This is a genomic window from Streptomyces sp. NPDC034086 (assembly GCF_055575515.1).
The window spans coordinates 94,773-115,334 of the sequence record NZ_JBVISM010000015.1 but is presented as its reverse complement, the minus strand read 5'-3'; the positions used below and the strand labels follow the sequence as shown (position 1 = coordinate 115,334).

The 20,562-nt window shown below is 72.4% G+C and carries 19 protein-coding genes and 1 riboswitch; of the genes, 7 read left to right on the top strand and 12 right to left on the bottom strand.

Translation table 11 applies throughout. The features are described from left to right. Positions 1–283: 283 nt before the first annotated feature. The 4 genes from groL to thrC all read right to left on the bottom strand — a co-directional run bounded on the left by groL (position 284) and on the right by thrC (position 4,412). Positions 284–1,903: a chaperonin GroEL gene (gene groL, locus ACZ514_RS27130; protein WP_362469583.1), complete on the bottom strand. Its 1,620-nt coding sequence runs from the start codon at positions 1,901–1,903 to the stop codon at positions 284–286. Positions 1,904–2,218: 315 nt separating this feature from the next. Continuing rightward, positions 2,219–2,425 (bottom strand): cold-shock protein, encoded by a 207-nt coding sequence (locus tag ACZ514_RS27125; RefSeq protein WP_008743607.1) that lies wholly within the window; start codon positions 2,423–2,425, stop codon positions 2,219–2,221. A gap of 381 nt (positions 2,426–2,806) precedes the next feature. After that, positions 2,807–3,085 carry a MoaD/ThiS family protein gene (locus ACZ514_RS27120; RefSeq protein WP_468175840.1) on the bottom strand — a complete coding sequence of 93 codons (279 nt, stop codon included), beginning with the start codon at positions 3,083–3,085 and terminating at the stop codon, positions 2,807–2,809. 37 nt (positions 3,086–3,122) lie between these two features. Then, positions 3,123–4,412, bottom strand: a complete 1,290-nt coding sequence (gene thrC, locus ACZ514_RS27115) for a threonine synthase (RefSeq protein WP_468175843.1) — start codon at positions 4,410–4,412, stop codon at positions 3,123–3,125. Between the two features lie 17 nt (positions 4,413–4,429). After that, a riboswitch (SAM riboswitch) is annotated at positions 4,430–4,567 on the bottom strand. A gap of 265 nt (positions 4,568–4,832) precedes the next feature. Between thrC and ACZ514_RS27110 the strand changes: the two genes are divergently transcribed. Both ACZ514_RS27110 and ACZ514_RS27105 read left to right on the top strand, forming a co-directional pair. Continuing rightward, a complete protein-coding gene (locus ACZ514_RS27110) occupies positions 4,833–5,810 on the top strand; it encodes a glucosyl-3-phosphoglycerate synthase (RefSeq protein WP_468175846.1) in 978 nt (325 codons plus the stop codon). Between the two features lie 91 nt (positions 5,811–5,901). Beyond that, the gene (locus ACZ514_RS27105; protein WP_468175849.1) at positions 5,902–7,359 is read left to right on the top strand and encodes an alpha,alpha-trehalose-phosphate synthase (UDP-forming); all 1,458 of its coding nucleotides are present in this window, start codon (positions 5,902–5,904) and stop codon (positions 7,357–7,359) included. A 33-nt stretch (positions 7,360–7,392) separates the two neighbouring features. Here ACZ514_RS27105 and otsB read toward each other — a convergent pair whose 3' ends face one another. From otsB to ACZ514_RS27090, 3 genes are all read right to left on the bottom strand, one after another. Continuing rightward, positions 7,393–8,250: a trehalose-phosphatase gene (gene otsB, locus ACZ514_RS27100; RefSeq protein ID WP_468702105.1), complete on the bottom strand. Its 858-nt coding sequence runs from the start codon at positions 8,248–8,250 to the stop codon at positions 7,393–7,395. Between the two features lie 66 nt (positions 8,251–8,316). Beyond that, positions 8,317–8,601, bottom strand: a complete 285-nt coding sequence (locus tag ACZ514_RS27095; RefSeq protein WP_468175855.1) for a DUF3263 domain-containing protein — start codon at positions 8,599–8,601, stop codon at positions 8,317–8,319. Between the two features lie 85 nt (positions 8,602–8,686). Then, a complete protein-coding gene (locus ACZ514_RS27090; protein WP_468175858.1) occupies positions 8,687–9,991 on the bottom strand; it encodes an extracellular solute-binding protein in 1,305 nt (434 codons plus the stop codon). Between the two features lie 210 nt (positions 9,992–10,201). On the opposite strand from ACZ514_RS27090, the gene ACZ514_RS27085 reads away from it, so the two are divergent. The 3 genes from ACZ514_RS27085 to ACZ514_RS27075 all read left to right on the top strand — a co-directional run bounded on the left by ACZ514_RS27085 (position 10,202) and on the right by ACZ514_RS27075 (position 13,306). Beyond that, positions 10,202–11,134 (top strand): ROK family protein, encoded by a 933-nt coding sequence (locus tag ACZ514_RS27085; RefSeq protein WP_468175874.1) that lies wholly within the window; start codon positions 10,202–10,204, stop codon positions 11,132–11,134. After that, positions 11,134–12,285: an N-acetylglucosamine-6-phosphate deacetylase gene (nagA, locus tag ACZ514_RS27080; RefSeq protein WP_468175861.1), complete on the top strand. Its 1,152-nt coding sequence runs from the start codon at positions 11,134–11,136 to the stop codon at positions 12,283–12,285. Before ACZ514_RS27085 ends, nagA begins: the two co-directional genes overlap by 1 nt. A 103-nt stretch (positions 12,286–12,388) precedes the next feature. Further along, positions 12,389–13,306 (top strand): 1-phosphofructokinase family hexose kinase, encoded by a 918-nt coding sequence (locus ACZ514_RS27075; RefSeq protein ID WP_468175864.1) that lies wholly within the window; start codon positions 12,389–12,391, stop codon positions 13,304–13,306. 24 nt (positions 13,307–13,330) lie between these two features. On the opposite strand, the gene ACZ514_RS27070 is transcribed toward ACZ514_RS27075, so the two are convergent. Both ACZ514_RS27070 and cdgB read right to left on the bottom strand, forming a co-directional pair. Next, positions 13,331–14,341 carry a CBM35 domain-containing protein gene (locus tag ACZ514_RS27070; RefSeq protein WP_468175867.1) on the bottom strand — a complete coding sequence of 337 codons (1,011 nt, stop codon included), beginning with the start codon at positions 14,339–14,341 and terminating at the stop codon, positions 13,331–13,333. Positions 14,342–14,409: 68 nt separating this feature from the next. Next, positions 14,410–16,140, bottom strand: coding sequence for a diguanylate cyclase CdgB (gene cdgB / locus ACZ514_RS27065; RefSeq protein ID WP_468175870.1), 1,731 nt, complete (start codon positions 16,138–16,140; stop codon positions 14,410–14,412). A 519-nt stretch (positions 16,141–16,659) separates the two neighbouring features. Here cdgB and ACZ514_RS27060 point away from each other — a divergent pair. Next, on the top strand, positions 16,660–17,232 hold the full coding sequence (locus ACZ514_RS27060; RefSeq protein WP_468174081.1) for a flavin reductase family protein: 573 nt from the start codon (positions 16,660–16,662) through the stop codon (positions 17,230–17,232). A gap of 20 nt (positions 17,233–17,252) precedes the next feature. Here the strand turns inward: ACZ514_RS27060 and arfB are convergent, their stop codons facing one another. Beyond that, the gene (gene arfB, locus ACZ514_RS27055) at positions 17,253–17,678 is read right to left on the bottom strand and encodes an alternative ribosome rescue aminoacyl-tRNA hydrolase ArfB (RefSeq protein WP_468174082.1); all 426 of its coding nucleotides are present in this window, start codon (positions 17,676–17,678) and stop codon (positions 17,253–17,255) included. Between the two features lie 142 nt (positions 17,679–17,820). Between arfB and ACZ514_RS27050 the strand changes: the two genes are divergently transcribed. Then, complete coding sequence (locus ACZ514_RS27050) at positions 17,821–18,396, top strand: TerD family protein (RefSeq protein ID WP_388942398.1); 576 nt, start codon at positions 17,821–17,823, stop codon at positions 18,394–18,396. A 100-nt stretch (positions 18,397–18,496) separates the two neighbouring features. On the opposite strand, the gene ACZ514_RS27045 is transcribed toward ACZ514_RS27050, so the two are convergent. Further along, a complete protein-coding gene (locus ACZ514_RS27045; RefSeq protein WP_469125876.1) occupies positions 18,497–19,900 on the bottom strand; it encodes a M1 family metallopeptidase in 1,404 nt (467 codons plus the stop codon). A 70-nt stretch (positions 19,901–19,970) separates the two neighbouring features. Further along, complete coding sequence (locus ACZ514_RS27040) at positions 19,971–20,501, bottom strand: GlcG/HbpS family heme-binding protein (protein WP_468174084.1); 531 nt, start codon at positions 20,499–20,501, stop codon at positions 19,971–19,973. Positions 20,502–20,562 lie beyond the last annotated feature (61 nt).

Below are 20,562 nucleotides of genomic sequence, written 5' to 3'. Positions count from 1 at the left end.
CCCCGATCGCCTACGGACCTGACCTGTTCGTCACGGACGAGTCCGCCTTCGATGAGGGAGATCACCTGCTTCTGGGGCCCTCCCCGCACGGATACCGGTCCCGCAGGACGGTGTCCTTCGGTGAGCCGCTGCCCGTCCCGGAGCCGTTCTGCTTCGAGCGGGACACCACCGGCTTCTCGGCCGGGCCGGAAAACGCCCGAGGGCGGCGCCCCCTCCGTGAGGAGGGGGCGCCGCCCTCGGTACGAGAACAGCCGATCAACCGGAGGCCGGAGCCGGGGGCCGATCAGAAGTCCATGTCACCGCCCGGCATGCCGCCCGGAGCGGCGGCGGCCTTCTCCGGCTTGTCGGCGATGACGGCCTCGGTGGTCAGGAAGAGCGCGGCGATGGACGCGGCGTTCTGCAGGGCGGAGCGGGTGACCTTCGCCGGGTCGATGATGCCCTCGGCGATCATGTCGACGTACTCGCCGGTCGCGGCGTTCAGACCGTGGCCGACGGTCAGGTTGCGCACCTTCTCGACGACGACGCCGCCCTCGAGACCACCGTTGACGGCGATCTGCTTCAGCGGGGCCTCCAGCGCGAGCTTCACGGCGTTGGCGCCGGTCGCCTCGTCACCGGTGAGCTCGAGCTTCTCGAAGACCGAGGAGGCCTGGAGCAGGGCCACGCCACCGCCGGCGACGATGCCCTCCTCGACGGCCGCCTTCGCGTTGCGGACGGCGTCCTCGATGCGGTGCTTGCGCTCCTTGAGCTCGACCTCGGTCGCGGCACCGGCCTTGATGACGGCCACGCCGCCGGCCAGCTTCGCGAGGCGCTCCTGGAGCTTCTCGCGGTCGTAGTCCGAGTCGGAGTTCTCGATCTCGGCGCGGATCTGGTTGACGCGGCCCTGGACCTGGTCGCTGTCACCGGCACCGTCGACGATGGTGGTCTCGTCCTTGGTGATGACGACCTTGCGGGCGCGGCCGAGCAGGTCGAGACCGGCGTTCTCCAGCTTGAGGCCGACCTCCTCGGAGATGACCGTGCCGCCCGTGAGGATGGCGATGTCGCCGAGCATGGCCTTGCGGCGGTCGCCGAAGCCCGGGGCCTTGACGGCGACGGACTTGAAGGTGCCGCGGATCTTGTTGACGACCAGGGTCGACAGGGCCTCGCCCTCGACGTCCTCGGCGATGATCAGCAGCGGCTTGCCGGACTGCATGACCTTCTCCAGGAGCGGCAGCAGGTCCTTGACCGAGCCGATCTTGGAGTTGACGATCAGGATGTACGGGTCGTCCAGGGACGCCTCCATACGCTCCATGTCGGTGGCGAAGTACGCCGAGATGTAGCCCTTGTCGAAGCGCATGCCCTCGGTGAGCTCCAGCTCCAGACCGAAGGTCTGGGACTCCTCGACGGTGATGACGCCTTCCTTGCCGACCTTGTCCATGGCCTCGGCGATGAGCTCGCCGATCTGGGTGTCGGCGGCGGAGATGGAGGCCGTGGAAGCGATCTGCTCCTTGGTCTCGACATCCTTGGCCTGGGCCAGCAGGGCAGCCGACACGGCCTCGACGGCCTTCTCGATACCGCGCTTGAGGGCCATCGGGTTGGCACCGGCGGCCACGTTGCGCAGACCCTCGCGGACGAGCGCCTGGGCGAGGACGGTCGCGGTGGTCGTACCGTCACCGGCGACGTCGTCCGTCTTCTTGGCGACTTCCTTGACCAGCTCTGCGCCGATCTTCTCGTACGGGTCCTCGAGCTCGATCTCCTTGGCGATGGAGACGCCGTCGTTGGTGATCGTGGGGGCGCCCCACTTCTTCTCAAGGACGACGTTGCGACCCTTGGGGCCAAGGGTGACCTTGACGGCGTCGGCGAGCTGGTTCATGCCACGCTCGAGACCGCGCCGGGCCTCCTCGTTGAACGCGATGATCTTGGCCATGGTGAAGTGGTCCTCCCGGACAGGGGTGGATTGCTCCGGACCGCGCCCGCGCCCGCGACGGACGGCCTGCGGACCCGGCGGTTCCTTCCCGCCGGACCCTGCGGGCCTCACCGACCCGGTCCTCGTCTTAGTAGCACTCTCACCCGGAGAGTGCTAACGCCAATGATTAGCACTCGACCCCCGCGAGTGCAAGCGGCTTCGGGCAACACGCGGGCGGGACCGGGCCGGGACGCAGGAGGGGCCCACACCCTGTCCAGGATGTGGGCCCCTCGTGCGTGCGTGCGTGCGTCGGTGGCCGATCGCGTTCGCTCCGGCTCAGCCGGCCGCGAGCTTGACCATGTCCGCCTGCGGACCCTTCTGGCCCTGCGAGATCTCGAACTCGACCCGCTGACCCTCTTCGAGGGTGCGGTACCCGTCCATCTGGATGGCGCTGTAGTGGACGAACACATCCGCACCACCGTCGACCGCGATGAAGCCGTAGCCCTTCTCCGCGTTGAACCACTTGACGGTGCCCTGAGCCATGCCTAACTCCCCTATTACTGGCCCTTGCGCGGGACCGCACTTCGCGGTCCCGGGTCAGAACTTGCGCCGGAACGCCTCGACCGCGGCTGAATGTATCTGCACCGGTGCTGTCAGCAACAGGTCAATCCGACGAGAAATCTGGACACGCGGAAACCTTGAAATAGAGTGAAAATTTGGAATATTCCAGGGCAACTCGGGCCAGACAAGCGGCACCAAAGGCCCAAAAGGCGCGCGTATGTTGACTCAATGTCAACCATCCGTCGGCCCGCTCATATGCGGCGGGCAAGAACAGCGGAGGGGACTGCCCCAACTCTACCGCGCCCAATCAAGCAGAATTGCCCCCTCCGTTTATGACGGAGGGGGCAATTCTGATGCGGAAGATCAGCAGCCGCCGGCCACGGCGGGAATGATCGAGACTCCGGCGCCGTCCGGCGTCGCCGCCTGCAGGCCGCCCTCGAAGCGCACGTCGTCGTCGTTGACGTAGACGTTCACGAAGCGGCGCAGCTTGCCCTGGTCGTCCAGGACGCGCGCGGCGATGCCCGGGTGGTCCTTCTCCAGGGACTCGATGACCTCGGCGAGGGTCGCGCCCTCGGCCGGGACCTCGGCCTTGCCGCCGGTGTAGGTGCGCAGGATGGTGGGGATGCGGACGTTGACGCTCATGGCGCTACTGCCTTTCCGGTAGAGCAGGGGGAGATGGTCAGGCCAGGCCGGCGGCGCGGAACGCGTCCAGGCTGGGGCGGATGGTGGCGGTCTGGCCGCTGTCCGCGGCCACCGCCTCCAGGGTCTTGAGGCCGTCACCGGTGTTCAGGACCACGGTGGTCAGCGCCGGGTCGAGCTGCCCGTTCTCGATCAGCTTCTTCGTCACGCCGACGGTCACGCCGCCCGCGGTCTCGGCGAAGATGCCCTCGGTCTGGGCCAGGATCTTGATGGCCTCGACGACCTGCTCGTCGTTCACGTCCTCGACGTAGCCGCCGGTGCGCCGCGCGATGTCCAGCACGTACGGGCCGTCCGCCGGGTTGCCGATGGCCAGGGACTTGGCGATGGTGTTCGGCTTCTGGGGGCGGACCACGTCGTGACCGGCCTTGAAGGCGGTCGACACCGGGGAGCAGCCCTCGGCCTGGGCGCCGAAGATCTTGTACGGCTTGTCCTCGACGAGGCCGAGCTTGATCAGCTCCTGGAGACCCTTGTCGATCTTCGTCAGCTGGGAGCCGGACGCGATCGGGATGACGAGCTGGTCGGGCAGCCGCCAGCCGAGCTGCTCGCAGATCTCGTACGCCAGGGTCTTGGAGCCCTCGCCGTAGTAGGGGCGCAGGTTGACGTTGACGAAGCCCCAGCCCTCGCCCAGCGGGTCGCCGATGAGTTCGGAGCAGAAGCGGTTGACGTCGTCGTAGTTGCCCTCGATGCCGACCAGGTCACCGCCGTAGACACCGGCCATGACGACCTTGCCCTGCTCCAGGTCGTGCGGGATGAACACGCAGGAGCGGAAGCCGGCGCGGGCGGCCGCGGCGCCGACGGCGCCGGCCAGGTTGCCGGTGGAGGAGCAGGAGAGGGTGGTGAAGCCGAAGGCGCGGGCGGCCTCGACGGCGATGGCCACGACGCGGTCCTTGAAGGAGTGCGTCGGGTTGCCGGAGTCGTCCTTGACGTAGAGCTTGCCGGTGACGCCCAGCTCCTTGGCCAGGTTCTCGGCGTCCACGAGCTTGGTGAAGCCCGGGTTCAGGCTCGGCTTGGAGGCCACGTCCGCCGGGACGGGCAGCAGGGGCGCGTAGCGCCAGATGTTGGGGGGGCCGGCCTCGATCGCGGCGCGCAGGGCCTCCGGGTCGCCGAGCGGCAGCTCGTAGGCGACTTCCAGGGGGCCGAAGCACTCGACGCAGGCGAAGACCGGGCCGAGCTCGAAGCGGGTGCCGCACTCACGACAGGAGAGGCCGGTGGCGGGTCCCAGGTCGACGGACCCGGTGGTGGCAGAGGTGGCGACAGTCTGTGCAGCCATGATGGCGAGGCCCTTTCTCCTCATCTTCCCCATGGCGCACTTCGCCATGAGACGGAATTGGCACCTTCCCTAGCCGGGGCCTCGCGTGGCGAGAACCGACTGGAGGGTTGCCGGGGCTTCAACGGGCCGTGTCCCTCTGCCCCTCTGGATGAGCGGTATGGCACCGGCACACGCGCTCTCTGGCGCGCCGGTGCGTTTGTACGCGTGACCCCCGGCATGCGGCGGTCCTTCGCGTTGTTCAAGACTGTAACCGAAGGGGCGGGCGGTTGAGACAGCCGTCCGAACCGCGAGATGGATCACAATTCGGCCGAAAACCGCCGAGCGCCGCCGCGTACCGGGCGCCGGGCATCGAGTGCCGGGTGCCGAGTGCGTGCCGGGTGCCGGGCGCGTGCCGCAGAGAAAGCCCAGGGAGTGCTGAGAGTGCTGGATGACGTGGAGCGCTGGCTGGCAGCCCGCTCCTGGTCCGCCGCGGACCGACCGCTCGACCGGCTGCTCGACCGGAAACGGGCGTCCGGCACGACGGTGAGCGTGGTGCTGCCCGCGCTCGACGAGGAGGCCACGGTCGGGCAGATCGTGGAGGTGATCCGGCGCGATCTGATCGAGGGCCTCCCGGTCCCCCTGGTGGACGAGCTGGTGGTGGTCGACTCCGGCTCCACGGACCGGACGGCCGAGGTCGCGGCGAGGGCCGGCGCCCGGGTGGTGCACCGGGACTCGGTGCTGCCGCGGATCCCGGCCGTGCCCGGCAAGGGCGAGGTGCTGTGGCGCTCGCTGCTGGCCACCACCGGGGACATCGTCTGCTTCGTGGACGCCGACCTGCGGGACTTCGACTCGGCCTTCGTCTCCGGGATCGTCGGACCGCTGCTGACCGACCCGCCGGTGCAGTTCGTCAAGGCGATGTACGACCGCCCGCTGGGCGACGCCCCGGGCCAGGGCGGGCGCGTCACGGAGCTGGTGGCGCGTCCCCTGCTCAACCTCCACTGGCCCCAGCTGGCCGGCTTCGTCCAGCCGCTGGGCGGCGAGTACGCCGTACGCCGCTCCCTGCTGGAACGGCTGCCCTTCCCCGTCGGGTACGGGGTGGAGCTGGGCCTGCTGGTGGACGCGCTGCACACGGTCGGGCTGGACGCGCTGGCCCAGGTGGACGTCGGGGTCCGGCTGCACCGGCACCAGGACGGGCAGGCGCTGGGCCGGATGGCCGCGGCGATCTACCGCACCGCGCAGCTGCGGCTCGCGGCCGGGCACTCCCCCGGCCACCGCTGGGGGCACCCCCGGGTGCGGCCGAGGCTGACGCAGTTCGAGCGGGGGCCGGACGGGTTCGTTCCGCGCACCTACGCGGTGGACACGGAGGAACGGCCGCCGATGCTGGAGGTCGAGGAGTACGCGGTCCGGCGGGTGGCGTGAGCCCCCGGCCGGCCAGGACGTGACGAACCGGACAATTACCGGACGTTTGAGCGAGGACCGGCCGGGCTAGGTTCGCCGCATGGCTTCCCGTATGGCTTCTCAGGTTCTCGTCGCCGCCAACCGCGGCCCGCTCTCGTACGCCCTCGACGCCGACGGCACCCTCAGCTCCCGGCGCGGCGGCGGCGGCCTCGTCTCCGGCCTGTCCGCGGCGCTCGCCGCGCAGCCGGACGCCCTGTGGATCTGCGCGGCCCTGTCCGACGCGGACCGGGAGGCGGTCCGCCGGGGCGTCTCCGAGCCCGGCGTCCGGATGCTGGACATCGATCCCGAGGTGTACGACGACGCCTACAACGGCATCGCGAACTCCGTGCTCTGGTTCACCCACCACCACCTGTACGACGTCCCGCGCGAGCCGGTCTTCGACGCCGCGTTCCGCCGCCGCTGGGACTCGTACACCGCGTACAACCAGGCCTTCGCCGAGGCCCTGGCGGAGGAGGCGGCGGAGGGCGCCTCGGTCCTGGTGCAGGACTACCACCTCGCCCTGGTCCCCGGGGCCCTGCGCGAACTGCGCCCGGACCTGCGGATCGCGCACTTCACGCACACGCCGTGGGCCTCGCGGGAGTTCCTGGAGATGCTCCCGGACGACATCCGCAGCCGGCTGGTGTGGGGGATGCTCGGGGCGGACGTGGTCGGCTTCCACACCTGGGCGTGGGCGCACAGCTTCATGGCCGGCGCGCAGCTGGACGACGAGCGGGGCATCGCCGAGCCCAGGTTCCCCGCCGGGGTGGAGCCGTCGAAGTCCCGCTACGTCGACAAGAGCCCCACGGGCCCGGTGCGGCACAAGCGGACGGACGTCGCGGTCTTCGCCCTCGGCGTGGACGAGGAGGACCTGCGCGCGCTCGCGCACCGGCCGGAGGTCGACGACAAGCTGGCCGCGCTGAGGGCGGAGGTCGGCGACCGCAGGACCATCGTCCGGGTCGACCGCACGGAACTGTCGAAGAACGTCCTGCGCGGCCTGCTGGCCTACCGGGAGCTGCTGACCGTCCACCCCGAGTGGCGGGGCCGCGTGGTGCACCTGGCGTCCGCGTACCCCTCGCGGCAGGACCTGGAGGTGTACCGGGCGTACACGGCGTCGGTGCGCGAGCTGGCGGCGGAGATCAACGAGGAGTTCGGCACGGAGGACTGGCAGCCGGTCCTCCTCTCGGTGGAGGACGACTTCGCCCGCTCCCTGGCCGCGTACCGCCTGGCGGACGTGGCGCTGATCAACCCGGTGCGGGACGGGATGAACCTGGTCGCCAAGGAGATCCCGGTGGTGTCGGAGGCGGGCTGCGCGCTGGTGCTGTCCACCGGGGCGGGCGCGTACGGGGAGCTCCGCGGGGACGCGCTGACGGTCAACCCGTACGACGTCTCGGCGACGGCCGAGGCCCTCCACGCGGCCCTGACCATGCCGCCGGCGGAGCGCGCGGAACGCACCAAGCGCCTGGCGGCGGCCGCGACGGCCCTCCCCCCGACGGCCTGGTTCACGGCCCAGCTGGACGCGCTGCGCGGGTGAGGCGGGTGGGGGCGCGGTCCGCGCCCCCGCCCGTCAGGGAGTGAGGGCGGCCGCCAGCCGCGCCAGGAAGGCCGTCACCGCCGCCGGGCCCGGCAGGACCAGGTCGGCGCGGGCCGCGAGTTCGGGGACCTCCGCCGAGCCGCTGCACACCAGCAGCCCCGGCAGGCCCTCGGCGCGCCGCTTCTCGACCGCCGAGTACGCCGCGAGGTCGCCCAGGTCGTCGCCCGCGTACAGCACGGCGCCGGCGTCCCGCTCCTCCAGGAACTCGGTCAGGGCGACGCCCTTGTCCGTGCCCGGCGGACGCAGCTCCAGCACGGCGCGCCCCGGCTCGACCATCAGCCCGTGCCGAGCGGCGAGTTCCGCGAGGGGTTCGCGCAGGGCCTCGAAGGCGGCGGCCGGGTCCTCGGCGCGGCGGGTGTGGACGGCCAGCGCCCGGCCCTTCTCCTCGATCCAGGTCCCGCGCCACGCACCGATCGCGTCGAGGAACCCCGGCAGCTCCGCCCGTACGGCGGCGACTCCGGGGTGTTCGGCGGGGGCGTGGACGTTGCCGGTGACCGCGTCCCAGCGTTCGGCGCCGTAGTGGCCCAGGACCACCAGGTGCTCCAGTCCCGGGACCCCGGCGAAGCCGCCGTGGCGGACGGCGACACCGGCGGGCCGGCCGGTGATGACCGCCACGGCCTCCACCCGCGGTGCCAGCGCGGCCAGCGCCGGTACGGCGGAGGGGTGGGCGCGGGCCTGGTCGGGGTCGGGGACGATCTCGGCGAGGGTGCCGTCGAAATCGAGGGCGATCACGGCTCTGCGGGGTGCGCGGAGGAGGGCTTCGAGTCCCTCGCGTCCGGCTGCGGTGGCGGGCACGGGCATCGGTGGCAGGTCGTGCGGCTGGCTCCCCATACGGATGACCCTACCGGGGCGGCCGCGGCGTCGCCCAGCCTTCCCCCGAGCCGGGGCCGGCCCGCCCTACCGCCGGGCCCGCTGGGCCTCGCGGATGCGGCGCAGGCGATGGACGGTGCCGGGGGCGTGGGCGAGGGCGCGCGGGTCGTCCATGAGGGCGTTGAGCAGCTGGTAGTAGCGGACCGGGGTGAGCCCGAGGCCCTCGCGCACGGCCCGCTCCTTGGCTCCGGGACCGGGCCAGCTGCGGCCCTCGTAGGCGAGCACGGCGGCCTCGGCGGCGGTCAGCCGGCCGTGTGCCGTCTCCGCCGCGCCGTTCCCCGCCGTCTCACCCGCCTGGCCGCCGTCCGTCATACGGCCAGATTAACGCCGCCCACCGACACCGCTCCGGCCCGCTCCGGCCCGGAGCGGGCCGGAGCGGTGTGCGGCGGGCCGGGGGTCAGCGTTCGCCGTCCGCCTTGCGCGCCTTGGTGGCGATCTCCTCCAGGACCTTCGCGGGCTGTCCGCCCGGCTGCACGGCCTTGCCGATGTTCTGCTTGACGTCCTCGCTGACGCCGGCCCAGGACTTCTTGCCGACGGGGTAGAGCCGGGCGCTGGGCAGGGCGTTCAGGAAGGTCCTCAGCTGGGTGGCCGTGCCGCCGGTGCCGGCGGCCATGGCCCGGTAGCCGCTGGTGGTGACCGGCAGCAGGTCGTACCGGTTGGTGAAGGCGGTCACGTTCTTCGCGGAGAACAGGTGGTCCAGGAACTTCCCGGACTCCTTCTTGTGGCCGTTCTTGAAGGCCATCACCCAGTCGGCGACGCCCATCGTGGAGTGGTCGGTGCCGTCGGCGGTCGGCATGGCGACCATGCCGAACCTCAGGCCCTTGCCGGCGGCCTGCTTCAGGAGCGTCGGGTGGCCGTTGAGCATGCCCACCTCGCCGCGCGTGAAGGCGTCGAACGCGGCCTGGCGGTCCAGCCTGCCGGGCTCCACCGGGCCGGTGAGCTGCTGGCCGACCATCTTGTCGCGGAGGAACTCCAGCGACTTGACGTTCTCCGGGGAGTCGATCGCGTACGCCTCCTCGTTGTCGGTGTAGCCGCCGCCGCCGGCGAGCATCCACATCATCGTCTCGGCCTGGGCCTCCTCGCGGCCGAGCGGCAGCGCGAAGGGGGTCGGGACGTTCGCGGCCTTGAGCTTCTTGGCGGCCGCCTCCAGATCCGCCCAGCTCTTGGGCTGCCAGGAGGCGTTGGCGTCCTTGGGGATGACCCCGGCGTCGCCGAGCAGCTTCTGGTTGTAGAAGAGCAGCCGGGTGCTGGCCACGAAGGGCATGCCGTACTGGACCCGCTTGACCTTGCCCGCGTCGGCGAGCGGGGCGAGGAAGTCGGCCTCGGTGTTCACGGAGAGCAGCTCGTCGGCGGTGTAGAGCTTGCCGGCCTCCGCGTAGTCGGCGTAGGCGCCGATCTGCGCGATGTCGGGGGCCTTGCCGGCCTTGACCATGGCGGCGACCTTGGCGTCGACCTCCGACCAGGAGTAGACGCTGACCTCGACGTGGACGCCGGGGTTGTCCTTCTCGAAGTCCTCGGCGATGTCCTTCCAGTAGCCGGCGGAGGAGTTCTGCGGATTGTCCCCGTAGTCGGCCGCCACGACCCGCAGGGTCACCTCGTTGTCCCCGGTGAGGCCGGAGACGGTTCCGCAGCCCGCCAGCGTCGCCACGGTCAGGCACAGCGCGGCGCCGGTCGCCGCCGGCCTCAGGTAACGGCCCTTCACAGTTCTTGATCCACCCCAGGTTGTACGTACGATCCGACGTAAGGTCTACACCACTTTGGCGGCTCCTCCACATCCGGAACGGGGCTCGCCGCGGACTGTGTCCGGACCGTGTCCGGGCGGCGGCCCGGATTTGTATGGCCGCTCAACAATCCCCTCCAATGGACTAGACCTTTCCCCGCCGAGCACGCGAGACTGTCACCTGTGAAACCCGTGAAACACGTCATCGCCCTCGATGTGGGCGGCACCGGGATCAAGGCCGCCCTCATCGGGGCGGACGGCACCCTGCTGCACGAGGCACGCCGCGCCACCGGCCGCGAGCGGGGCCCCGAAGCCGTCGTCGAGACGATCCTGGACTTCGCCCGCGAGCTCCTCGGCCTGGGCCGTGACCGCTTCGGCACGGCCGCCTCGGCCGCCGGCGTCGCCGTCCCCGGCATCGTCGACGCCGAACGGGGCATCGCCGTGTACGCGGCGAACCTGGGCTGGCGCGACGTACCGATGCGCGAGCTGCTGGGCGCCCGCCTCGGCGGGATCCCGGTCGCCCTCGGCCACGACGTCCGCACGGGCGGGCTCGCCGAGGGCCGCATCGGCGCCGGACTGGGCGCCGACCGCTTCCTCTTCGTCCCGCTCGGCACCGGCATCGCCGGCGCCATCGGCATCGCGGGCCGGATCGAGGCCGGCGCCCACGGCTACGCGGGTGAGATCGGGCACATCGTGGTCCGCCCCGGCGGCCCCGCCTGCGGCTGCGGCCAGCACGGCTGCCTGGAGACCCTGGCCTCCGCCTCCGCCGTCAGCCGCGCCTGGGCCGCCGCCTCCGGCGACCCGGCGGCGGACGCCGCCGACTGCGCCAAGGCCGTCGAGTCCGGGGACGCGGCCGCCCGGGAGGTCTGGCTGACCGCCATCGGCGCCCTCGCCGACGGTCTGGTCACCGCCATCACCCTGCTGGACCCGAACACGCTGATCATCGGTGGCGGGCTCGCCGAGGCCGGGGAAACGTTGTTCGCACCACTGAGGACCGCCGTCGAGGAACGCGTGACGTTCCAGCGGCTGCCCGAGATCGTTCCGGCTGCCCTCGGGGACACCGCCGGATGCCTGGGCGCGGGGCTGCTCGCCTGGGACCTACTCGCCACGGAGGTACCTGCCTGATGTCCGGAAGCGCACACAGCACCGTTCTCTCCGGCGCGAGGGTGGTGCTGCCCACCGGGATCGTGGCGGGCGGCCGCGTCATCGTCGAGGGCGGCCGCATCGCGGGCAGCGCCCGCGAGGACGCGGACGTCACCGACCTGTCCGGGCACTGGATCGTCCCCGGCTTCGTGGACATGCACAACCACGGCGGGGGCGGGGCCTCCTTCACCTCCGGCACCGCCGAGGAGGTCCTCCAGGGCGTACGCACCCACCGCGAACACGGCACCACCACCCTCGTCGCCTCCACCGTCACCGGCGGCCTGGACGAACTGGCCCGCCGCGCGGGACTGCTCGCCGAACTCACCCAGCAGGGCGAGATCGCCGGCATCCACTTCGAGGGCCCCTTCATCAACCCCTGCCGCAAGGGCGCGCACAAGGAGGACCTGCTGCGCGACCCCGACCCGGCCGAGGTCCGCAAGCTGGTCGACGCCGCGCACGGCGCCGCCCGCATGGTCACCCTCGCCACCGAACTCCCCGGCGGCCTGGACTCCGTACGGCTGCTGGCCGAGCACGGGGTCATCGCCGCCATCGGCCACACCGACTCCACGTACGACGAGACCCGCCGGGCCATCGAGGCCGGCGCGACCGTCGCCACCCACCTCTACAACGCCATGCCGGGCCTGGAACACCGCGCCCCCGGCCCGATCGCCGCGCTGCTGGAGGACGAACGGGTCACCGTCGAGCTGATCAACGACGGCACCCACCTGCACCCGGCGATGCTGGAGCTGGCCTTCCACCACGCGGGCGCGCACCGCGTCGCGCTGATCACCGACGCCATGGACGCGGCCGGCTTCGGCGACGGCACCTACCACCTCGGCCCGCTGGAGGTGGAGGTCCGCGAAGGCGTCGCCCGGCTCGTGGAGGGCGGCTCCATCGCCGGTTCCACACTGACCCTGGACACCGCGTTCAAGCGGTCGGTGACGGTGGACCGGCTGCCCGTCGAGTCCGTGGTCCAGGCGATCTCCGCCAACCCGGCCAAGCTGCTGGGCCTCTACGACGAGGTCGGCTCGCTGGAACCCGGGAAGTACGCCGACCTGGTGGTCCTCGACGCGGCGTTCGACGTCAAGGGCGTCATGCGGCGCGGCGAATGGATCGTCAGCCCGGCGTCCTGAAGCGGCCGTCCGCACGGCACGACGGAGGCGGCCGGCCCGCGGGACTGGGCCGGCCGCCCTCGATTTGGCATGATCCCGGCACACACCGAGACCGGGACTTGCCATGATCCTCACCGTGACGCTCAACACCGCCCTCGACGTCACCCACCGGGTGCCGCGACTGCTGCCGCACACCTCCCACCGGGTCACCGGCGTCACCGAACGCCCCGGCGGCAAGGGCCTGAACGTGGCCCGGGTGCTCGCCGCGCTCGGCGACGAGGTCACGGCGACGGGCTTCGCCGGCGGCCCGGCCGGACAGGTCGTACGCGAACTCCTGGCGGGCACGCCCGGGGTGGTCGACGCCCTCGTCCCCTGCGCCGGCACCACCCGGCGCACCCTGGCCGTCGTCGACGAGAGCACGGGCGACACCACCCAGTTCAACGAGCCCGGCCCGCAGATCTCCGCCGCCGAATGGGCCGCCTTCCTCGACCGGTACGCCGGACTCCTCACCGGGGCGCGCGCGGTGGCCCTCTGCGGCAGCCTGCCCCCGGGCGTGCCGGTCGGCGCGTACGCGGTCCTGGTACGGGCGGCCCGCGCGGCCGGCGTCCCCGTGCTGCTCGACACCAGCGGCGAGGCCCTGCGCCGCGGGGTCGCCGCCCGGCCGGAGGTCATCAAGCCAAACGCCGCCGAGCTGGCGGAGCTGACCGGCTCCCGCGACCCGCTGCCCGCCACCCGCGACGCCCGCCGCCGCGGCGCCCACGCCGTGGTCACCTCCCTGGGCCCCGCCGGTCTGCTCGCCGCCACCCCCGAGGGCACCTGGGAGGCGGCCCCGCCCCGCCCGCTGCGCGGCAACCCCACCGGCGCGGGCGACTCCGCGGTGGCGGGCCTGCTCTCCGCCCTCACCCGGGGCCTGGACTGGCCCGAGCGCCTCACCCGCGCGGTGGCCCTCTCCGCCGCCACCGTCCACGCCCCGACGGCGGGAGACTTCGACCCCCGCACCTACGAGGAGGTACGGGGGTCGGTGAAGGTCACGGCCCTGTAGCCGCAGGCGCCGGAGCAGCGCCGGTCAGCCCTGTTCGAGCCAGAGCTGGTCGATGTTGATCTCGCACTGGTTGCCGGTCTCGCACGAGATCTTGACCGTGTTGGTGCCCTTCTTCAGCTGCACCAGCGAGTGCGTGTACGTCCAGCCCCACTCACCGGGCTTGGCCTGCGCGAAGTTCTTCATGTTTATCGGCCGGGTCTGCGCCTCGCCGTTGACGGTCAGCGTGGTGCTGGCGTCCTTGCCGGGCACCGCGTACGTCATCTTCAGCTTGTACTGGGCCGCCTTGGGCACGTCCAGCGTCCATGTGACGGCCGCGCCGGTCTGGTTGAAGTTGCCGACGTACTGGCCGCCCGCGCTCTTCGCGCCGGGCACGGTGGCCTGGAGCGCCGCGCCGCCCGTCAGGGCCATGCCCGCACCGGAGGCGTCCGCCTTCGGCAGCGGGGCCTGCGAGGGCTGCGGCGAACTGCTCGGCTCCGGATCGGACTTCTGCGAGGGCGCCGCCGACTGGGTCGGGCCCGTCGCCTGGTTCTTGCCGTCCTTGTCGTTCTTCTTGCCGAAGACCACGGCCGCGCCGATGCCGATGCCGACGGCGGCGACCACCGCGATCGCCGCGATCACCATGCCCCGGCGGCTGGAGCCACCGCCGCGGCCGCCGCCCCGGGGCGGGACGGGCTGGTGGTGCGCCGTCGGCGCGGACGGCTGCTGCGGGACGCCGTAGCCGTTCGCCTGGAGGGCTTCGGGCGCCTGGTACTGGGCCTGGTAGGCCTGCGGGGCCTGCTGCTGCGGAACGGCGCCGCGCTGGCCGCCGTAGGTCCGCTCGCCGACCGTGCGCACCTGGTTGTACGAGGTCCGGGGGACGCCGGGCTGCGCACCGGACGGTCCGCCGGCCGTCGGGCCGGGGTAGCCGTATCCGCCGCCCTGACCGGGCGGGGTGGCTCCGGCGGCCTGGCCGTCCGCGTAGAGGTAGCCGAACGGGTCATCGTCCTCGGGCTTGTTCGCCCCACCGTGCGGGCCGTTGTTCGCGGGCGTCGTCATCGCAGGTCACTCCTTTCGACCCACGGGAGCCTACCCCGAACACGTGCGCCCACGGGCGGCCCGCGTGATCAGCCGGCCCGCCGGTGGGCCTTGGAACGGGACCGCTTCTCGATGTACATCCGCTGGTCGGCGGAGCGCAGCACCTCTTCCGCGGACATCCCGCAGCTGGCCCAGCCGATCCCGAAACTCGCCCCCACGCGCACCGCGCGGCCGTCCACCCGGATCGGCGGGATGATCGCGTTGCGCAGCCGCACGGCGAGGTCGGCGGCGTCGGCCGCGCCCAGCCCGTCGGCGAGGACGACGAACTCGTCACCACCCAGCCGGGCGACGGTGTCACCGTCCCTGACGCCCGTCGTCAGCCGCCGGGCCACCTCGATCAGGACGGCGTCGCCGGTGTGGTGGCCGAACCGGTCGTTGATCGACTTGAAGCCGTCGAGGTCGCAGAAGAGCACCGCGAGCCCCTTCGTGCCGTCGTCGATGTCGCCGTCGGGCGCCACCGTGTGCACGTGGTGGTCGTACGGGCCGTCCGGCCGGCCCGGGAGCGGGCCGGGGAAGTCGAAGGAGTCGCCCGTCTGCGCGGCGGCCGGCCCGGCGGGGTACCCGCCGCCGTACCCGTGCTGCTGCCCCTCGGCCGGAAAGCCGTGCTCGCCGGCACCACCCGCCCCGGGGCGGCCCTCGTACGCCGCGTCCAGCGCCTCCACCGCGCTGGCCCGTACCGACTGGGGCCGCCGGCACAGGCGCGCCCCGAGCCGGGAGCGCAGCTCGGCGCTGTTGGGCAGTCCGGTGAGGGAGTCGTGGCTGGCCCGGTGGGCGAGCTGGAGCTCGTGCCGCTTGCGCTCCTCGATGTCCTCGACGTGCGTGAGCAGGAAGCGGGGCCCGTCGGCGGCGTCCGCGACCACCGAGTTGCGCAGCGAGACCCAGACGTACGTGCCGTCGCGCCGCCCGAGGCGCAGCTCGGCGCGGCCGCCCTCGGCGGAGGTGCGCAGCAGGGTCCCGATGTCCTCGGGGTGGACGAGGTCGGAGAAGGAGTAGCGGCGCAGCACGGAGGCGGGCCGGCCCAGGAGGCGGCACAGGGCGTCGTTGGTGCGCAGCAGGCGGCCGTGCTGGTCGCCGCCCATCTCGGCGATGGCCATGCCGCTGGGCGCGTACTCGAAGGCCTGCCGGAACGACTCCTCGCTGGCGCGCAGCGCCTGCTGCTCCCGCTCCAGCCGGACCAGCGCGCGCTGCATGTTCGCGCGGAGCCTGGCGTTGCTGATCGCAATGGCGGCCTGGAAGGCGTACATCTGGAGCGCTTCGCGCCCCCACGCGCCGGGGCGCCGCCCGTTGCGCGGCCTGTCCACCGAGATGACGCCCAGCAGTTCCCCGCCCGCCGCGTACATGGGGGCGTAGAGCCGGTCCTCGGGGTGCCACTCGTCCTGGAAGCGCGGATCGGGCCCGTCGGTGTGCCACTGGGGGACGTCGTCCTCGAGGAGGACCCAGCCCTCGGTGTGCGGGATGAAGCGCAGGCCGTCCCAGTCCTCGCCCATGGTCAGGCGGCGTTCCCAGGCGGGGCGGGAGCCGACGCGGCCGGTGATGAGGGCTTCGGCGGCGGGGTCGCCGGCGAAGGCCGCGACCACGAGATCCCCGTCAGGGCGTACGAGGTTGACACAGGCGAGTTCGTAGCCGAGGCCCCTGACGATCCCGTCCACGACGGTCTGCAGGGTGTCCGCCAGGCTCCGCGCCGTGTTGAGCTCGGCCACCGCCTGGTGCAGCTGCCGCAAGGTCGCAAGACGGACGTACGGCTCCGACTCGGTCTCCATTGCTCGCTCTCCCCGAGACCTCGACAGCAACTCCAGGTATGTCATCGGCGTTTCGTTGCGGTGTCCCGTCCACTGAATCACAGTGAGCTGTGCGGCAGGTACACAGGGTCAACAAATCTTGCCCTCTGTGACTCAAGTCACATGAGATGAACAAGGGCGTGCCGAGGAGGAGCCGTGGAGTGGGAACGCTCCCTCCCGTTCCCGGCGGCAAACGATACGGCCTGGGCGCGCACCGCGGCGTGGAACCGCCGCCGGACGGGCCGACTTTCGCACCGTGGACTGGCCGGCTCTTTCGGATCTTGCCGGTTAAGCCCGCGTCGTCCGGTGCCGTGCATCGCAAGGCGGAGGGGCTCCCGATCACTGGACGTCCTCGGGTGCCTCGACAACGCGGCGAGGTGCGGTGCCGGGCGACGCGGGTCAGACAAGACCCGGAAGAGACGGCCTAGGACCCCGGTCCGGGGCGCGACTGGTACCGGGGGCCGATGTGCGCCGCGCCGGCGCGGGACTAGCGTTCGGTACGTGCCCAAGACGACGCCCGCCGACCCGGCTCCCCCGCCCGTCACCCCCCATCCTGAAGGGGTGAGCAACGACGAGTTCCGTGCCGCCATGTCCCGGCTGGCCGCCGGCGTGTGCCTGATCACCGCGCACGAGCCGCCCCTGACCGCCGGCGGACCCCGCGGCGAGGACGTCGGCATGACGGCCACCGCCTTCATGTCGGTCTCCCTGGACCCGCCGCTGGTGCTGGTGAGCGTGCGCGAGGACTCCCGCATGGACGACCTGCTCGCCGAGCAGCCGCTGTGGGCGGTCTCCCTCCTCGCGGACAGCCAGCTCCAGGTCGCGAGCCGCTTCGCGATGAAGGGCCGGATCAGCGACCGGCTGCTGTTCGAGGGGGTCCCGTACGTACGCGGCGCCCTGTCGGGCGCGCCGCTGCTGTCGGGCGCGCTGGCCACCCTGGAGTGCCGCACCGAGTCCCGCGTCACCGCGGGCGACCACACCCTGGTCGTCGGCCGCGTCCTCGCCGCCGGCCTCCCGGTGCCGGACGCCCCGCCGCTGACCTACTTCCGCGGCCGCTACCGGCACCTGGCCCCGTAGGCCGGGCGGCGCCGGCCGCGCTACCAGTCGCGCCCGCTGCGGTTCCGTTTCGTCTCGCCCCGGGCCTTCTTCTCCCGCAGGCGCCGCTCGTTGATCCCCCGGGGGATCTTCGTCGCCCGGCGCGGCTTCGGCGGCGGGGCCGTGGCCTCCGCCAGCAGGGAGGCCAGCCGGACCATCGCCATCTCCCGGTTGCGGAACTGCGAGCGGTGCTCGGAGGCCCGTACCGTCACCACGCCGTCGACCAGCCGGGACGCGAGCCGCTCCAGCGCCCGCTCCTTCCACACCTGCGGCAGCGCCTCGGTCGCCGCCAGGTCGAACATCAGCTCCACCCGCGAGTCGGAGGTGTTGACGTGCTGCCCGCCCGGCCCGGAGGAACGCGAGAACCGCCAGGCGAGCTCCGCCTCGGGGAGCACGACGGAACCGCGGATGACATGGGGACCAGGCATGGCCCTATGATCGGCCCCCGCCCGCGCCGCGTCACCCCATTTCCGCGGCCGTGGAACCTTCGCGCCCCCTGCCCGCGTTATAACGGCAGCGGTAGCTTGACCCCACATCGCGGTCATGTGACGAGGAAGGACACCAGTCAAAATGGCAGTAAGCCTGTCCAAGGGCGGCAACGTCTCGCTCTCCAAGGAGGCCCCCGGCCTCAGCGCCGTCACGGTCGGCCTCGGCTGGGACGTCCGTACCACCACCGGTGTCGACTTCGACCTGGACGCCTCCGCCATCGCGGTCAACGCGACGGGCAAGGTCGTCTCCGACGGTCACTTCGTCTTCTTCAACAACAAGTCCACCCCGGACCAGACCATCGTCCACACCGGCGACAACCGCACCGGTGAGGGCTCGGGCGACGACGAGGCCATCAACGTCAACCTCGCCGGCCTCCCCGCCGACGTGGACAAGATCGTCTTCCCGGTCTCCATCTACGACGCCGAGAACCGCAGCCAGAACTTCGGCCAGGTCCGCAACGCCTACATCCGCGTCGTGAACCAGGCCGGCGGCGCCGAGATCGCCCGCTACGACCTCTCCGAGGACGCCGCCACCGAGACCGCCATGGTCTTCGGCGAGCTCTACCGCAACGGCGCCGAGTGGAAGTTCCGCGCGGTCGGCCAGGGTTACGCCTCCGGCCTCGTCGGCATCGCCCAGGACTTCGGCGTCAACGTCTGACCGCCGCCCGCCGGGCCGAAGCCCCTCCCCGGACCTCCGGGCGGGGGCCCGGCCGGCGCCCGGGCCTAGGCCTTCTCTTCCGGATCTTGCCTGACCCTCCCTAAGCGCGGGGACGGCCCGCTCCGTACAGCCACACGTCCCACACCTTCTTCAGGTCGTGGCCCGTCCGCCGCTGCGCGTACGCGGTGAAGTCCGCGGTGCTCGCGGTGCCGTGCCGGTGCTCGGCGGCCCAGCCGCGCAGCAGACCGAAGAACTCCTCGTCGCCCACCTCCTGCCGGATCCGGTGCAGGACCATGGCCCCCCGGTAGTACACGGGCGCGTCGGACACCTGGGCCGCGCCGGGCGGCGCGGCGGGCGGAAAGGCGTCCCAGCCGCCCCCGGCCTGCGCGTCGACCGAGGTGTCACCCGCCAGGAACGCCTCGAAACGGCGCTGCGCGGTGATCCCGCCCCGGTCCTCGGACCACAGCCACTCCGCGTACGTGGCGAAGCCCTCGTTGAGCCACATGTCCTTCCAGGACTTCGGCGAGACGGAATTGCCGAACCACTGGTGGGCCAGCTCGTGCAGCACCAGGTCCTCGGCGGGCGCGCCGGAGTAGACCGGCTTGGTCTGGGTCTCCAGCGCGTACTCGAGGGTCCCCGCGGGCATCACGATCGAACCGGCCGTGCCGAACGGGTAGGGGCCGAACCTGGCGCTCCCCCACTCCACCATCTCGGGCAGCCGCTTCAGCGCCGCCTCGCTGCCGGCCGCCTCACCGCCGTCGACGGCGTGGTAGACCTCCACCCCGGAAGGGGTCCGCCCGGTGCTCACCCTGAACCTCCCGACGGCGACGGTCGCCAGGTAGCTCGCCATCGGCTCCGGGCTGTGCCACGCGAACGCGGTCCGTCCGTCCCCCGTCGCCCGCCGGGAGCGCAGCCGCCCGTTGGACACGGCCTCGTACCCGTCCGGCACGGTAACCGTCACGTCGTACGCGGCCTTGTCGCTCGGGTGGTGGTTGCCGGGGAACCAGCCCATCGACCCCACCGGCTCGCCGACGGCGACCGCACCGTCCTCGGCGGTGATCCAGCCCTCCTCGGACCCGTCCGGATCGACGACCGGCTTCGGCCGCCCGGAGTAGTCAACCGTCGTACGGAAGACCTCGCCCTTCTTCAGGTCCTTGGCCGGGCGCACCGTCAGCTCGTTGCCGGTCCGGTTGTACCGGGCGGCGGCACCCTGCACGTCCACCGCCTCGACCTTGAGGCCGCTGAAGTCGAGGTTGAAGGAGCTGAGGCCCTGGCCGGCGCGGGCGGTGATGACGGCCGTGCCGTGCAGCAGCCCGTCGGCGGGGTCGTAGGCGAGGTCCAGCGCGTAGTGGTCGACCTGGTAGCCGCCGTTGCCCGCCCGGGGGAAGAACGGGTCGCGCAGTCCGGACGCGCCGGGCCGCCCCTGCACCGTCGCGCCCGTACATCCCGTGGTGAGGACGAGCAGGGCGGTGACGGCGGGGGCGGCCAGGCGCTTGAGTTCCACGCGCCGATCCTAAGCGGGTGATCCGCGAGGGGGTGGCCCGCGAGGGGGTGGCCCGCGGCGGAGCCGGACCCTACTGCTTCAGGGACTCCACGCCGGCCTTGGCGAACTTCTCGTCCAGGTCGCCGCTCGGGGCGCCGGCGACGCCGATGCCGGCGACGGGCGCGCCGTCCGCCTGGACGGGGGCGCCGCCGCCGAGGAAGAGGGTGCCCGGGATGTCCTTCAGGTTCGGGGTCTGCGCGAGGCGGCCGGCGAGGACGGAGGTCGGCGCGTTCCAGGACACGGCGGTGAACGCCTTGCGCTCCGCCGACTCGTAGGACTGCGGGCCGGCGCCGTCGCCGCGCAGGGTGACGATGGTGTTGCCGTTGCGGTCGACCACGGCGACGGTGACCTTCTGGTTCTCCTTCTCGGCGGCCTCCAGCGCGGCCTGCGCGGCGCGGGTGGCGGCACCGATGGTGAGGTGCGTCGAGGTGGTGAAGTTCTTGTCGGAGTCCTTCTTGGCCGGCGCGGCGGGGGTGGCGCTCGCGCTGACGGCGCCGAAGGTGCCGGCGCCGAGGACGACGGCGAGGGCGGTGCCGGTGAGGACGCGGGTGCGGGTGTTCATTTCAGCTCCTGGTGGGTCGTCGGCTGGCTCTCTCCAAGCCTGGCCCCCGACCCCGCCCCGG

Coding starts and splice junctions, on each gene's coding strand:
- nagA (WP_468175861.1), top strand. CDS start 11,134: ATGTCCGGAAGCGCACACAGCACCGTTCTCTCCGGCGCGAGGGTGGTG.
- groL (WP_362469583.1), bottom strand. CDS start 1,903: ATGGCCAAGATCATCGCGTTCAACGAGGAGGCCCGGCGCGGTCTCGAG.
- ACZ514_RS27050 (WP_388942398.1), top strand. CDS start 17,821: ATGGCAGTAAGCCTGTCCAAGGGCGGCAACGTCTCGCTCTCCAAGGAG.
- ACZ514_RS27040 (WP_468174084.1), bottom strand. CDS start 20,501: ATGAACACCCGCACCCGCGTCCTCACCGGCACCGCCCTCGCCGTCGTC.
- ACZ514_RS27105 (WP_468175849.1), top strand. CDS start 5,902: ATGGCTTCTCAGGTTCTCGTCGCCGCCAACCGCGGCCCGCTCTCGTAC.
- ACZ514_RS27075 (WP_468175864.1), top strand. CDS start 12,389: ATGATCCTCACCGTGACGCTCAACACCGCCCTCGACGTCACCCACCGG.
- arfB (WP_468174082.1), bottom strand. CDS start 17,678: ATGCCTGGTCCCCATGTCATCCGCGGTTCCGTCGTGCTCCCCGAGGCG.
- cdgB (WP_468175870.1), bottom strand. CDS start 16,140: ATGGAGACCGAGTCGGAGCCGTACGTCCGTCTTGCGACCTTGCGGCAG.
- ACZ514_RS27125 (WP_008743607.1), bottom strand. CDS start 2,425: ATGGCTCAGGGCACCGTCAAGTGGTTCAACGCGGAGAAGGGCTACGGC.
- otsB (WP_468702105.1), bottom strand. CDS start 8,250: ATGGGGAGCCAGCCGCACGACCTGCCACCGATGCCCGTGCCCGCCACC.
- ACZ514_RS27095 (WP_468175855.1), bottom strand. CDS start 8,601: ATGACGGACGGCGGCCAGGCGGGTGAGACGGCGGGGAACGGCGCGGCG.
- ACZ514_RS27120 (WP_468175840.1), bottom strand. CDS start 3,085: ATGAGCGTCAACGTCCGCATCCCCACCATCCTGCGCACCTACACCGGC.
- thrC (WP_468175843.1), bottom strand. CDS start 4,412: ATGGCTGCACAGACTGTCGCCACCTCTGCCACCACCGGGTCCGTCGAC.
- ACZ514_RS27070 (WP_468175867.1), bottom strand. CDS start 14,341: ATGACGACGCCCGCGAACAACGGCCCGCACGGTGGGGCGAACAAGCCC.